12 protein-coding genes are annotated in these 12,856 nt (G+C 64.6%); 10 read left to right on the forward strand and 2 right to left on the reverse strand.

What is annotated here, in order from left to right; all coding sequences use genetic code 11:
* Positions 1-184 precede the first annotated feature (184 nt).
* Complete coding sequence (locus IVB24_RS15385) at positions 185-1,405, forward strand: FAD-dependent oxidoreductase (protein ID WP_247773544.1); 1,221 nt, start codon at positions 185-187, stop codon at positions 1,403-1,405.
* A 5-nt stretch (positions 1,406-1,410) separates the two neighbouring features.
* On the opposite strand, the gene IVB24_RS15390 is transcribed toward IVB24_RS15385, so the two are convergent.
* Entirely contained in the window at positions 1,411-2,316 is a 906-nt protein-coding gene (locus IVB24_RS15390; protein ID WP_247773545.1) for a ribokinase, read from the reverse strand.
* An 18-nt stretch (positions 2,317-2,334) separates the two neighbouring features.
* Positions 2,335-3,228: a sugar kinase gene (locus IVB24_RS15395; protein WP_094975374.1), complete on the reverse strand. Its 894-nt coding sequence runs from the start codon at positions 3,226-3,228 to the stop codon at positions 2,335-2,337.
* 212 nt (positions 3,229-3,440) lie between these two features.
* Between IVB24_RS15395 and IVB24_RS15400 the strand changes: the two genes are divergently transcribed.
* The 9 genes from IVB24_RS15400 to IVB24_RS15440 all read left to right on the forward strand — a co-directional run bounded on the left by IVB24_RS15400 (position 3,441) and on the right by IVB24_RS15440 (position 12,801).
* The gene (locus IVB24_RS15400; RefSeq protein WP_094975373.1) at positions 3,441-4,289 is read left to right on the forward strand and encodes a VOC family protein; all 849 of its coding nucleotides are present in this window, start codon (positions 3,441-3,443) and stop codon (positions 4,287-4,289) included.
* Between the two features lie 83 nt (positions 4,290-4,372).
* Entirely contained in the window at positions 4,373-5,080 is a 708-nt protein-coding gene (locus IVB24_RS15405) for a TetR/AcrR family transcriptional regulator (RefSeq protein ID WP_181956186.1), read from the forward strand.
* A 163-nt stretch (positions 5,081-5,243) separates the two neighbouring features.
* Positions 5,244-6,053 carry an ABC transporter permease gene (locus tag IVB24_RS15410; protein WP_140477804.1) on the forward strand — a complete coding sequence of 270 codons (810 nt, stop codon included), beginning with the start codon at positions 5,244-5,246 and terminating at the stop codon, positions 6,051-6,053.
* Positions 6,054-6,110: 57 nt separating this feature from the next.
* Positions 6,111-7,103, forward strand: a complete 993-nt coding sequence (locus IVB24_RS15415; protein WP_247774106.1) for an ABC transporter substrate-binding protein — start codon at positions 6,111-6,113, stop codon at positions 7,101-7,103.
* Between the two features lie 14 nt (positions 7,104-7,117).
* Positions 7,118-7,948, forward strand: coding sequence for an ABC transporter ATP-binding protein (locus IVB24_RS15420; protein ID WP_162308880.1), 831 nt, complete (start codon positions 7,118-7,120; stop codon positions 7,946-7,948).
* Between the two features lie 243 nt (positions 7,949-8,191).
* A complete protein-coding gene (locus IVB24_RS15425) occupies positions 8,192-9,589 on the forward strand; it encodes a hypothetical protein (RefSeq protein ID WP_247773546.1) in 1,398 nt (465 codons plus the stop codon).
* Positions 9,586-10,737: a Gfo/Idh/MocA family oxidoreductase gene (locus IVB24_RS15430; protein WP_094975368.1), complete on the forward strand. Its 1,152-nt coding sequence runs from the start codon at positions 9,586-9,588 to the stop codon at positions 10,735-10,737. The genes IVB24_RS15425 and IVB24_RS15430 overlap by 4 nt, the downstream gene beginning before the upstream one ends.
* 10 nt (positions 10,738-10,747) lie before the next feature.
* Positions 10,748-11,938 carry a dihydrodipicolinate synthase family protein gene (locus IVB24_RS15435; protein WP_247773547.1) on the forward strand — a complete coding sequence of 397 codons (1,191 nt, stop codon included), beginning with the start codon at positions 10,748-10,750 and terminating at the stop codon, positions 11,936-11,938.
* Positions 11,938-12,801 (forward strand): sugar phosphate isomerase/epimerase family protein, encoded by an 864-nt coding sequence (locus tag IVB24_RS15440; RefSeq protein WP_247773548.1) that lies wholly within the window; start codon positions 11,938-11,940, stop codon positions 12,799-12,801. Before IVB24_RS15435 ends, IVB24_RS15440 begins: the two co-directional genes overlap by 1 nt.
* Positions 12,802-12,856 lie beyond the last annotated feature (55 nt).

Here is a 12,856-nt window from a genome sequence, read left to right on the forward strand (position 1 = left end):
AGAAGGGCAGGAGTGACAATCCCCGACCGCCGCTCTTGCGCGGGGCGAAGCGATGGGCTCAAATGGGCGCGCCTTTTCCAAGGGACGGACACGAGCGCCGGCTCCTCGTAAGGTCAGCAACCAAAATCAGCGAGAGAGGAGACGACATGGGTTACGCTCGTGTCTTCCGGAAATGGGCTGTTCGATGAGCAATGGACCGGTGATCATCGTCGGTGCCGGCCATGGCGGCTATCAGGTCGCGGCATCGCTGCGCCAGGCGGGCTTTTCCGAGCGCATCTGCCTGATCAACGACGAGGCGCATCTGCCCTATCAGCGGCCGCCCTTGTCCAAGGCCTATATCAAGGGCTCGGCCGGCCCTGAGAGCCTGATGTTCCGCCCCGGGAAATTCTACCAGGACCAGAAGATCGAGCTGATCGCGGGGCGCGCAGTGTCGATCGACCGCGCCGGCCACAAGGTGCTGCTCGCCTCGGGCGAGACGCTGGCCTACGGCCATCTCGTGCTGGCGACCGGCGCGCGCAACCGGCTGCTCGATCTGCCGAACGCCAATCTGCCCGACGTGAAATATCTGCGCATCCTCGACGAGAGCGAGGCGCTGCGCGCGATCATGCCGTCGAAGTCACGGGTCGTGGTGATCGGCGCCGGCTTCATCGGCCTGGAATTCGCGGCGACCGCCCGGATCAAGGGCCTCGAGGTCGACGTGCTCGAGCTTGCCCCGCGCGTGATGGCGCGCGCGGTGACGGCGGAGGTCTCGGAATATTTTCAAGAACGCCACCGCGAGGCCGGCATCCGCATTCACCTCGGTGTGCAGGCCACCTCGATCGAGGCGGAGGGCGACAAGGTCACCGGCGTTTCCTTGAGCGACGGCCGGCATCTGCCCGCCGACCTCGTCGTGGTCGGCGTCGGCGTGCTGCCGAACATCGAGCTTGCAGCGGAAGCCGGACTGCCGGTCGCCGCCGGCATCATCGTCGACGAATATCTTGCGACGGCCGACCCTGACATCTCCGCGATCGGCGATTGCGCGCTGTTCGCCAGCCCGCGCTTCGGCGGATCGCTGCGGCTGGAATCGGTGCAGAACGCCACCGACCACGCCCGCTGCCTCGCGGCGCGGCTGACCGGCGACAGGAAGCCCTATGACGGCCATCCCTGGTTCTGGAGCGACCAGGGCGACGACAAGCTCCAGATCTCTGGCCTCACCACCGGCTACGACCGCGTCGTGCTGCGCGGCAGCGCTGCGAGCAAGGCGTTCTCCGCGTTCTGCTACAGGGGTGAGACGCTGCTCGGCATCGAATCCATCAACCGCGCCGGGGACCACATGTTCGGCCGCCGCTTGCAGGGCATGAACCGCTCGATCACGCCGGCGCAGGCCGCGGATGAAAGCTTCGATCTGAAGAGCGCGCTGGCTTAGGCTGCCTACAACACCGCCGCCACTTCCGCGGCGGTCGGCATCGACGGCCCCGCGCCCATGCGCTGCACGCTGATCGAGGCGGCGGCGTTGGCGAAGGCGAGGGCGGCAGGCACGGGCGCACCGTCGGCGAGTTGCGCCGCAAGCGCGCCGACAAAACAATCGCCGGCGCCGGTGGTATCGACCGCCCTCACGGCGCGCCCGGGCACGGCGATCTCTTCGCGCCCCGCAAGCGCGAGCACGCCGCGCCTGCCGAGCGTGACGCAGATGGTCTGGTCGGCGCGCGCCTGAAGTTTTTGCGCGACATCGATGATCCTCGCGGCCTCGTCGCTGTCGGAGAGCTCGCTGCCTGCGAGGAAGCCGAGCTCGGTCTCGTTCAGCACCAGGATGTCGACCAGCGCGAGCAATTCGCTCGACATCTTCTGCGCCGGCGCCGGGTTGAGCACGGTGACGACGCCGGCCTCGCGCGCGCGTCGAAAGAACGCAGTGATCGTCGGCAGCGGGATCTCGAACTGGCTGACCGCGACATCACCCTTGGTCAGCGGCACGTCCGCGACGTCATCCGCGCCGACCAGAGCATTGCTGCCGGGAATGACGACGATGGTGTTGTCGGAGGCCGCGACCGTGATGATCGCCGTGCCGGTATGCGTGTCGGCGTCGCGCACCGCGCCGAGGTCGATGCCTTGCGCGCCGAGGAACGTCCTCAGCTCGGCGCCAAACGAATCCTTGCCGAGCCGCCCGATCAACGTGGTCTTCGCGCCAAGCCGCGACGCCGCCACCGCCTGGTTCGCGCCCTTGCCGCCCGGAAAGTACAGCACCTCGCGGCCGGCGACGGTCTCGCCGACGCGCGGGTGGCGATCGGCGGTCGCCACCACATCCATGTTGATGCTGCCCGCGACGAAGACGCGTCCCATGAAAAACCCCAGCGAACGCTAAACCCTGACTTCGAACTCGTGCCTGACCTTGGCGATGTCGACCAGCGTCGGCAGGCCGGCCTCGTTGCCGAGGCGTTGGATCTTGAAGGTCGAGGCGGCCCGGGCAAAATCAAAATGCTCGCGCCAGCTTTTGCCGGGATGTGCCAGATAGGAATAGACATAGGCACCGTGGAAAACGTCGCCGGCGCCGTTGGTGTCGATCACGCGCTCGCGCGGGATCGGCATCGCCGGCATCACCTGCACCGTGCCGGTCTCGTCGTACCAGAGCAGGCCCTTCTCGCCCATGGTGATGCCGCCGATCTTGCAGCCGCGGCTCTTGAGATAGTCGAGCATCTTCTCCGGCGTCAGGTCCATCTGCTCGCACAGGCGCTCGGCGACGATGGCGACGTCGATATATTCCAGCAGCTCGTGCGTGTTGGTGCGCAGGCCGCCGCCGTCGAGCGAGGTCAGAATGCCGGCCTCGCGGCAGACCTTGGCATAGTGGAGCGCGGCGTCCGGCTGGTGGCCATCGACATGCAGCACGCGGCAGCCGCCGAGATTGAGCATCGGAAAGGGATGGATGTGCTCGTCGTCGCGGCAGCGGACGATGGCACGCTTGCCGTCCTTGGGCATGATGAAGGAGAGCGAGGACTGGTTGACCTTCCGTCCGTGCAGCGAGATCGCGTATTTCGCGCACATGTCCTGGAACATGCGTCCCAGCCAGTCATTGGCGGCGGTGGCGATGAGATCCGGCACGATGCCGAGCTTGGCGCAGCAGAACGCCGCCGTCACCGCGTTGCCGCCGAAGGAGACGGCGTAGTCCGAAGCCACGTGCTTCTCGTCCCCCGTCGGCATGTGGTCGGTGATGAAGACGACGTCGATATAGGTCTGTCCGATGAAGAGAGCCTGCATTGCTTGTCCGTGATGCGCTTGTGGTCCCAGCCGGCGGGATTACTCTAGCACCGGTTCCGCTCCGGGGGGACGCTGAAATTATTCGCAAATCTGCAGCCCGAAGCGCTTGAGGTCAGCATGGGGCCGGAATACGACCATCACCGGGCAATGCCAAGCCCGGACAAACGCCGTCTTTCGGCCCACGGGTTCCAGGTCGATAAAAAGGGGGACTTATGATCACCGGCCTCGATCACGTCGTCGCTCTGGTCAGGGATATCGGTGCGGCCAAGGCGGCCTACCAGACGCTGCTCGCCCGCGCCCCGGCCTGGCAGAACTCCGGCGACGGCGCCGACCGGGTGCTGTTCACCCTCGAGAACATGACGATCGAATTGATGGCGCCAAGCGGCTTCAGCGTGACCGCCGATCGGATGCGCGCGCTGCTCGACGACCAGGAGGGCGTGCTCGCCAGCCTGTGCTTTCGTGTCGCGGACATGAGCAAAATGCACCGGCGGCTGGGGCGGGTGGCCTTGAGTCCGGATCCGGTCGCCGAGGTCGAAAGCAGCGATTCGGAAACAGGCAACGTCCTGCACTGGAAGCGTACGCGTGCCGCCACGGACCTCACGCGCGGCGTGCGCATGTTCTTCCTCGAGTTGGCCGAGGAGCGTCCGCTTTCGCCAGCGACCGACGTCGCGCCGATCGACGCGCTCGATCACGTCGTGATCACCACCGAGGATTCCGAACGCGCCGCCGCGCTTTACGGCGCACGGCTCGGCCTTGATTTGGCGCTCGACCGCTCGCACCAGGATTGGGGCCAGCTGATGTTCTTCCGCTGCGGCGATCTCATCGTCGAGGTGGTGCGCCGGCCCGTCGCCGGCGGGGACCTCGCGCATGACCGTCTGTGGGGCCTGAGCTGGCGGGTCGCCGACATCGACGCCACGCGCGCCCGCCTGATCGCCGCCGGCCTCGACGTCACCGAGGTCCGCAACGGCCGCAAGCCGGGCACGCGGATCATGACGGTGCGGAGCGGCACCTGCGGCATCCAGACGGTGCTGCTGGAGCGCTCGCCTAAGCCGGTGGAATGACGGAGCCAACCAGCAACCTTGCGTTCTCAAACGCCCGCCCACGTGTTACACGCGTCTTGTAAGCACCCCAGCGAGCACCCGGTTTGGCGAAGGCAAAGCGAACTCTGAAATGGCAGCGCGATCCCGAGGGGATGCGGCTGCGCATTCTCGAAGCCGCCAAGCAGGAGTTCTCCGCCCATGGCCTCGCCGGCGCGCGCGTCGACCGCATCGCGGCCAAGGCCGGCGCCAACAAGCGCATGCTCTACTATCACGTCGGCAACAAGGACGAGCTCTATCTCGCCGTGCTCGAAGGCGCCTATGACAAGATCCGCAGCGAGGAGCGGGGGCTCGATCTCGAGCATCTCGATCCGCCCGAGGCGATCCGGCGGCTGATCGAATTCACCTGGGGCTACTTCCTGCGCAACCCGGAATTCCTGTCGTTGCTCCAGACCGAGAACCTCGTGCGCGCGAAGCATTTGAAGCGTTCGACCAAGGTCAAGTCGATGCACTCGCCCTTCGTTGAGATGATCCGCACGGTGGTCCGGCGCGGCGTCGAGAGCGGTGACTTCCTGGTCGCGGTCGATCCGGTGCAACTCTACATCTCGATCGCAGGGCTGTGCTTCTTCTATCTCTCGAACTCGGCGACGCTCAGCGTGATCTTCGGCCGAGATCTCCTGGACAAGAAAGCCAAGGACGAGCGGCTGGCGCATATGGTCGGCCTCGTGCTGGCTGCGCTGACGGGACAATCCGTGGCGCTGTTCGAGATCGCGAAGGCACCGAAGTCGCGCGCGGCGGTGGCGCAGACGGTGTAGCCAAACTCTCCGCCGTCATCGCCCGCGAAAGCGGGCGATCCAGTATTCCAGAGGCGGCTGTGGCCCCGGAACCGCCGCAAAACGTCACACGGAAAGCTCTGGACAGTATTTATCCAACGGGTTAATTTCTCCGGGCAACGAAGAAGACTGCCGGGAGTGAAAATTGGCCGAGCTGAAGCAGCAAGGTGTAGTGTCCAGGATGCTGAATGCGGCCTGGATCCGGCCGTTCTTGTTCCTGGTCTTCATCGTCGTTGCCTGGGATCTCGCCATCCGGCTGTTCAAAATCCCCGCCTATCAGATCCCGTCGCCCCTCGATGTCATTGCCGTGCTGCGCACCGAATGGCCGGAACTGCTGCGCCAGTCATGGCCGACCACCTATGCGACCGTATGCGGCTTCCTGCTGTCGGCACTGTTCGGCATTCCGATCGCGATGTTGATTGCGGGCTCGAAGACGGTGGAGAGTTATGTCTATCCACTGCTGGTGTTCTCGCAATCCGTGCCGAAGATCGCGATTGCACCGCTGTTCGTGGTCTGGTTCGGCTTCGGCATCATTCCGAAAGTGATCTCGGCGTTCCTGCTCGGCTTCTTTCCCGTGGTGGTCTCGGCCGTGCAGGGCTTCAAATCGGTCGATCCTGACATGGTCGACCTCGCCCGCGCCATGCAGGGCAGCCGCTTCCAGGTGTTCCGTGCCGTGAACCTGCCGCACGCGCTGCCGGCGATCTTCTCAGGCCTCAAGGTGTCGGTGACGCTCGCCGTGGTCGGCGCCGTCGTCGGCGAGTTCGTCGGGTCCAATTCCGGCATCGGTTACGTGATGCAGCGCTCGATCGGTACCTTCGACCTGCCGACGATGTTCGCAGCCCTGGTCATCCTCGCGCTGCTCGGCGTGATCCTGTTCTGGATCGTCGACCGGATCGAGAAGCTGGTCATTCCCTGGCATGTCAGCCAGCGCGAGGATGTGATTTTCGCATCCTGACTAAAGCAACGAACGGCCACTAACGGCCGACGCAACAAACGACAAGGGAGAGTGATGATGAAGCGGTTAATCGGGGCTGTCTCAGCGGTGGTGATGGCGTTTGCAATTGCGCCCGCGCAGGCGGCCGACAAGGTCGTGCTGATGCTCAACTGGTACGTCTATGGCGAGCACGCGCCGTTCTATTACGGCAAGGCCAAGGGCATCTACGCGGCCGAGGGCATCGACCTCGAGATCCAGGAAGGCCGTGGCTCGGCTGCGACCACGCAGGCCGTCGCCGCCAAGACCGCCGATTTCGGCTATGTCGACGTCCCCACCATGATGCGCGCCGCGATCAAGGGCGCGCCCGTGGTTGCGACCGGGGTGCTGCTGCAAACCAGCCCGATGTCCGCCATGGGCTTCGTCGACAAGAACATCAGGAAGCCCGAGGACATCAAGGGCAAGACGGTGGCAATCACGCCGGCGGACTCCATGACCCAGATCTGGCCGCTGTTCCTGAAGAAGACCGGGCTGAAGGAGAGCGACTTCAAAACCGTTGCCGGCGACGGCCAGACCAAGCTCAACGCCGTCATCAACGGCCAGGCTGATCTCCTGCTCGGCTATGTCATGGACCAGTCGATGAAGATCAAGGACGCCACCGGCAAGGACGTCTACCCGATCAAGTTCGCCGACTACGGCATCAACATGGTTTCGTCCGGCATCATCGCCAACACCGACTATGTAAAGGCCAATGCCGACCTCGTCCGCCGCTTTATGTCGGCGACGACCAAGGCGGTGGAAGCCGCGGAGAAGGAGCCGAAGGCCGCGGCGCAGTCGATCCTCGATGCCAATCCCAAGGGCGGCAAGATCGACACGCTGACGCAGGGCTTCGAGCTGACCATTCCGCTGTACCGGACCGCTGAGACCAAGGGCAAGCGGCCGTTCCAGGTCACCGACCAGAACATGACCGATACCGTCAATCTGCTGGTCGAATATGGCGGGCTCGATGCCAAGGCCAAGGAGAACCCGAAGGCCTTCTACACCAACGATTATCTGCCGAAGAGCGGCTCGTGAAACCTGCGACAGCCATGAGTGAAACCGCGCAGCCGGCCGCCCATCTGAGACTGGTGAGCGACCGGGCTGCCGGCGAGGCGTCGGGCATCAAGCTATCCGGCGTGTCCAAGACCTACCGGACGCGCGACGGCGACGTGCCGTCGCTGCGTCCGCTCGACTTCCACATCAATGACGGCGAGTTCTTTGTCGTGGTCGGCCCGAGCGGCTGCGGCAAGTCCACACTGCTGAAGCTGATCTCCGGTCTGCTGCCGCCGACGTCAGGCGAGATCCTGGTCGAGGGCGAGAAGGTGACGAAGCCACATGGCAATGTCGGCATCGTCTTCCAGAACGCTCTGCTGCTGCCGTGGCGCAACATCCTGTCCAACGTGATGCTGCCGATCGACATGAAGCGGCTGCCGCGACAAAAATATCTCGATCGCGCCAAGGCGCTGTTGAAGATGGTCGGGCTCGAAGGCTTCGAGAAGAAACTGCCCTGGCAGCTCTCCGGCGGCATGCAGCAACGCGCCTCGATCTGCCGCGCGCTGGTGCATGACCCAAAAATCATGCTGATGGACGAGCCGTTCGGCGCGCTCGACGCGCTGACGCGCGAGCGCATGAATGTCGAGCTGATGCGGATTCAGCGCGAGACCAGGAAGACGGTGCTGCTGATCACGCATTCGATTCCGGAAGCCGTGTTCCTCGCCGACCGCGTGCTCGTGATGACCGAACGTCCCGGTGCGGTCGCCGCGATCTACGACGTGCCGCTGCCGCGCCCGCGCTCGCTGGATGTGATGGCAGATCCTGTCTTCACCGAACTCGTGCAGCGCATCCGTAAGCATTTCTTTTCGCAGGGTGCATTGGATTAGGGCGATGCGATCACTCCGGAGCGCAACCAAAAGGACGGTACGCTCCCTCCCCCGCCTGCGGGGGAGGGTTGGGGAGAGGGTGTCTCCGCAATGGGACACCCTCCAAGAGGATAGAACCCTCACCCGGCACGGGACGATGCTTCGCATCGCCCGGAACGTGCCGACCTCTCCCGCAAGCGGGAGAGGCGAGTCGCCCGCGGCCATACTGCTCGCACCAAGCTCACCTCATATCGTTGTAAGACCATGCCGCCCCGCCTGAAGCTGCGAGACATCGCCTTCTTCGAACGTCCCGTGCAGTTCGCCCGGCCGTTCCGCTTTGGCGCCATCACGATCGACGCGACGCCGCAGCTGTTCGTGCGGGTCGAGATCGAGGTCGAGGGCCGGGGCACGGCGGTCGGCGCCAGCGCCGAGCTGCTGGTGCCGAAATGGTTCGACAAGCGTCCGGAGCTGTCGCCGGCGCAAACGGTCGATGGGCTGCGACGGTCGCTGGAGATCGCGCGCGGGCTTTATCTGGCGCAGACGGAATTTCTGACCGCGTTCGATCTGCATGCCTCGTGCATCGGCGCGCAGGTCGCGACATGTGCGAAGAAAAACATTCCGGCGCTCGCGGCGGCTTATGGTCCGGCGGAGATCGACAAGGCGATCCTCGATGCGCTGCTGCGTGCCGCGGAGACCAACTTCTTCGATGGGATGATTGGCAATATCGTCGGCATTGATGCGCGGCTTTCGCCTGATCTGAAGGAAGCGGATATCGCGACGTTTCTTGCCGACCGCAAGCCGCTGCCGCGTGTGGCTATCAGGCATACTGTCGGCCTCGACGACGTCGTCGAAGGCAAGGGCGGCGTTGCCGATGTCCAAGAGAACGCCGGCGCGCGGTACTTCAAACTGAAGCTCTCGGGTGACCCATCAGCCGATGCGGCGCGCCTGGCACGTATCGGCACGACGCTCGAGGCGCTTGGTCATGACTATAAGGTGACGCTCGACGCGAACGAGCAGTACGCCGATCTCGAGGCGCTGCATGCTCTGGTCGATCGCCTCGATCATGAAGCCGCATTGCGTCCAATCACCTCGCGCCTGCTCTATGTCGAACAGCCGATGCCGCGCGACATGACCCGGCAGTCGCCGCTCGGCTCGCTGGCCGCGCGCGGCTTCATCATCGATGAGGCCGATGACTCCTATGACTCCTTCCCGGCGGCGCGGGCCCTCGGCTATCGCGGCATCTCCTCGAAATCCTGCAAGGGACTCTACAAGTCCATCGTCAACGCGACCCGCGCGGCAAAATGGACGACGGGTGCCGAGACCTTCTTCGTGACCGGCGAGGACCTCACCTGCCAAGCGGGCCTCGCCGTGCAGCAGGATCTCGCGCTCGGCGCCTTCATCGGCGTCACCCATGCCGAGCGCAATGGCCATCATTATGTCGACGGCTTCGGCGACACGCCCTCTGCCGAAGCGCAGGCCTTCGCGGCCGCGCATCCCGATCTCTACGCTGATGCCGGGCAGGGCATCCGGCTCTCCATTCACAACGGCGATCTCCTGACGGGATCGCTTCATGCTGCGGGCTTTGCGACGTCGGTCCATCCGGACTGGTCGGCGCTTCGCCCGCTCGAACAGCCGAAATCACTTCAGGAGTATCCGGCATGACCACCCAACGCCTTGGTCTCATCATGAACGGCGTCACCGGCCGCATGGGGCTCAACCAGCATCTGATCCGCTCGATCGTCGCGATCCGCGACCAGGGCGGCGTCCGCCTGAAGAACGGCGACCGCGTGATGCCCGATCCGATCCTGGTCGGCCGCAGCGCGGAGAAGGTCGAGGCGCTCGCCAAACGCTTCAACGTCGCTCGCTGGACCACCGACCTCGACGCGGCGCTGGCCGACAAGAACGACACCATGTTCTTCGATGCCGCGACCACGCAGGCACGGCCGGGTCTTCTCACCCAAGCCATCAATGCCGGCAAGCACGTCTATTGCGAGAAGCCGATCGCGACCAATTTCGAGGAGGCGCTCGAAGTCGTCAAGCTTGCCAATTCGAAGGGTGTCAAGCACGGCACGGTGCAGGACAAGCTGTTCCTGCCGGGCCTGAAGAAGATCGCCTTCCTGCGCGATTCCGGCTTCTTCGGCCGTATCCTCTCGGTGCGCGGCGAGTTCGGCTATTGGGTGTTCGAAGGCGGCTGGCAGGAGGCGCAGCGGCCGTCCTGGAATTATCGCGACGAGGACGGCGGCGGCATCATTTTGGACATGGTCTGCCACTGGCGGTACGTGCTCGACAATCTGTTCGGCGAGGTCGAGAGCGTGATGTGCATCGGCACGACAGATATTCCCGAGCGCTATGACGAGCAGGGCAAGAAGTACAAGGCAACCGCGGACGATTCCGCCTACGCGACCTTCCAGCTCAAGGGCGGCGTCATCGCCCACATCAACATGTCCTGGGTGACGCGCGTCTATCGCGACGACCTCGTCACCTTCCAGGTCGACGGCACGCTCGGCTCGGCGGTCGCCGGCCTCACCGACTGCATGATTCAGGCGCGGCAGGCGACCCCGAGGCCGGTTTGGAATCCGGACGAGAAGCGGCTGCACGATTTCTACGGCGACTGGCAGAAGCTGCCCGACAACGTCAGCTACGACAACGGCTTCAAGGAGCAGTGGGAGATGTTCATCCGCCATGTCTACGAGGATGCGCCCTACAAGTTCACGCTGCTCGAAGGCGTCAAGGGCGTGCAGCTCGCCGAATGCGCGCTGAAGAGCTGGAAGGAGCGGCGCTGGATCGACGTCGCCCCGATCAAGGCGTGAGGAGGGACGCATGAATAAGCCCGTTCAGCCGATGTCGTCATTGTCGCTCAAGCTGCCGAAGGCCGACCGGTCGATGGAGACCTATCGGCTCGCGGCCTCGCGCACGTTCCCCGCAAAGCTCGAGGGCGCGCTGAACCGTATCGCCTTCTCGGCCGTTCACACGGTCGTCGATCCCTTCGCCGACAACGATCCCTGGCTCTCCGTCGCCGTCGACTGGGACAAGACCATCGCCTTCCGCGAACATGTCTGGGACCTCGGACTCGGTGTTGCCGAAGCCATGGACACCGCGCAGCGCGGCATGGGTCTGGACTGGCCGACCTCGCTGGAGCTGATCACGCGCTCGGTCGGCGCCGCCAAGCGCCGCAACGCGCTGGTGTTCTCCGGCGCGGGCACCGATCATCTCGCGGTCGAGGATGCCAAAAATCTCGACGACGTGATCCGCGCCTATGAGGAGCAGATCTCGGCGGTCGAAAAAGTCGGCGGCCGCATCGTCCTGATGGCGTCCCGCGCGCTGGCCAAGCTCGGCCGCAACGCGGATGACTACGCCAAGGTTTATGACCGTGTGCTGTCGCAAGTCCGCGAGCCCGTGATCATCCATTGGCTCGGCGACATGTTCGATCCCGCGCTGACGGGCTATTGGGGTACCGGGGATCTCGACCGGGCGATGGACACGGCCGTCGCCATCATCAACGGAAACGCCGCCAAGGTCGACGGTGTAAAAGTCTCGCTGCTCGACAAGCAGCGCGAGATCGACATGCGCCGCCGCCTCGACACGCGCATCAAGATGTACACCGGCGATGACTTCAATTACGCCGAGCTGATCGCCGGGGACGAGCAGGGCTTTTCCCACGCGCTGCTCGGCATCTTCGACGCGATCGCGCCGGCAGCATCCTACGCGCTGTCGCGGCTGGCCGCCGGCGACGAGGCCGGTTTCCACGACGTGCTCGGGCCGACCGTGCCGCTGTCGCGCCATATCTTTAAGGCGCCGACGCGCTTCTACAAGACCGGCGTCGTGTTCATGGCGTATCTCAACGGCCATCAGGATCATTTCACCATGGTCGGCGGGCAGGAGAGTACGCGCTCCACGCTGCATCTGGCCGAGCTGTTCCGTCTGGCCGACAAGGCCGGTCTGCTCGCCAATCCTGAACTCGCGACGCAGCGGATGAAGACCGTGCTCGCCACCCACGGTATCGAATCCTGATGCGCGATTTCTCGTCCGACCACCGCTGGCTGTCGCTCAACACGGCGACCGTCCGCAAGCAGGGTGACCTCGTCGCGATCATCGATGCCTGTGCAAAGCACGGTATTCGCGCCATCGATCCCTGGCGCGACCAGGTCGCCGCAGTCGGTCTCGACCGTACCGCGCGCGCGGTGCGCGATGCCGGTCTCGATCTGTCAGGCTATTGCCGCGGCGGCATGTTCACCTCGGACGCATCGCGCCGGAGTGAAGTGCGCGACGACAACCGTCGTTGTGTCGACGAAGCCAAGGCGTTGGGCGCGCCCTGCATCGTCCTCGTCGTCGGCGGCCTGCCGCAATATTCGCGGCCCGGTAGCGAGGCGTCGAAGGACATCGCGGCAGCGCGCGGACAGGTCGAGGAGGCGCTGGCCGAGATGCTCGACTATGCGAGACAGGCAAACCTGCCGCTGGCCATCGAGCCGCTACATCCAGCCTATGCGGCCGACCGCGCCTGCGTGAACACGACGAAGCACGCGCTCGACATCTGCGATCGGCTCGATCCTGCTCGCAGCGGCATGTTAGGCGTCGCGCTCGACGTCTATCACATCTGGTGGGATCCGGAACTGATGGACCAGATCGCGCGGGCCGGCCAGGATCGGCTGCTGGCGTTCCACGTCTGCGACTGGCTGGTGCCGACCAGGGACATCCTCAACGACCGCGGCATGATGGGCGACGGCGTCATCGACATCCGTTCGGTGCGTGCCTCCGTCGAAGCGCAGGGCTTTGCCGGCTATTCCGAGATCGAGATCTTCTCCAACGACTGGTGGGGCAAGCCGATGGACGAGGTGCTGCGCACCTGCATTACCAAGCACAGGACGGTGGTTTAGAGGGTATTGGAGTGCTGGTCGTCGCCTGGCGGGGATTGCCCAGAAAAATCAAAAG

It is taken from the genome of Bradyrhizobium sp. 192, assembly GCF_023100965.1.
GTDB classification, from domain to species: Bacteria; Pseudomonadota; Alphaproteobacteria; order Rhizobiales; family Xanthobacteraceae; genus Bradyrhizobium; species Bradyrhizobium symbiodeficiens.

Coding starts and splice junctions, on each gene's coding strand:
- IVB24_RS15420 (WP_162308880.1), top strand. CDS start 7,118: ATGAGTGAAACCGCGCAGCCGGCCGCCCATCTGAGACTGGTGAGCGAC.
- IVB24_RS15430 (WP_094975368.1), top strand. CDS start 9,586: ATGACCACCCAACGCCTTGGTCTCATCATGAACGGCGTCACCGGCCGC.
- IVB24_RS15400 (WP_094975373.1), top strand. CDS start 3,441: ATGATCACCGGCCTCGATCACGTCGTCGCTCTGGTCAGGGATATCGGT.
- IVB24_RS15440 (WP_247773548.1), top strand. CDS start 11,938: ATGCGCGATTTCTCGTCCGACCACCGCTGGCTGTCGCTCAACACGGCG.
- IVB24_RS15425 (WP_247773546.1), top strand. CDS start 8,192: ATGCCGCCCCGCCTGAAGCTGCGAGACATCGCCTTCTTCGAACGTCCC.
- IVB24_RS15415 (WP_247774106.1), top strand. CDS start 6,111: ATGAAGCGGTTAATCGGGGCTGTCTCAGCGGTGGTGATGGCGTTTGCA.
- IVB24_RS15435 (WP_247773547.1), top strand. CDS start 10,748: ATGAATAAGCCCGTTCAGCCGATGTCGTCATTGTCGCTCAAGCTGCCG.
- IVB24_RS15395 (WP_094975374.1), bottom strand. CDS start 3,228: ATGCAGGCTCTCTTCATCGGACAGACCTATATCGACGTCGTCTTCATC.
- IVB24_RS15390 (WP_247773545.1), bottom strand. CDS start 2,316: ATGGGACGCGTCTTCGTCGCGGGCAGCATCAACATGGATGTGGTGGCG.
- IVB24_RS15385 (WP_247773544.1), top strand. CDS start 185: ATGAGCAATGGACCGGTGATCATCGTCGGTGCCGGCCATGGCGGCTAT.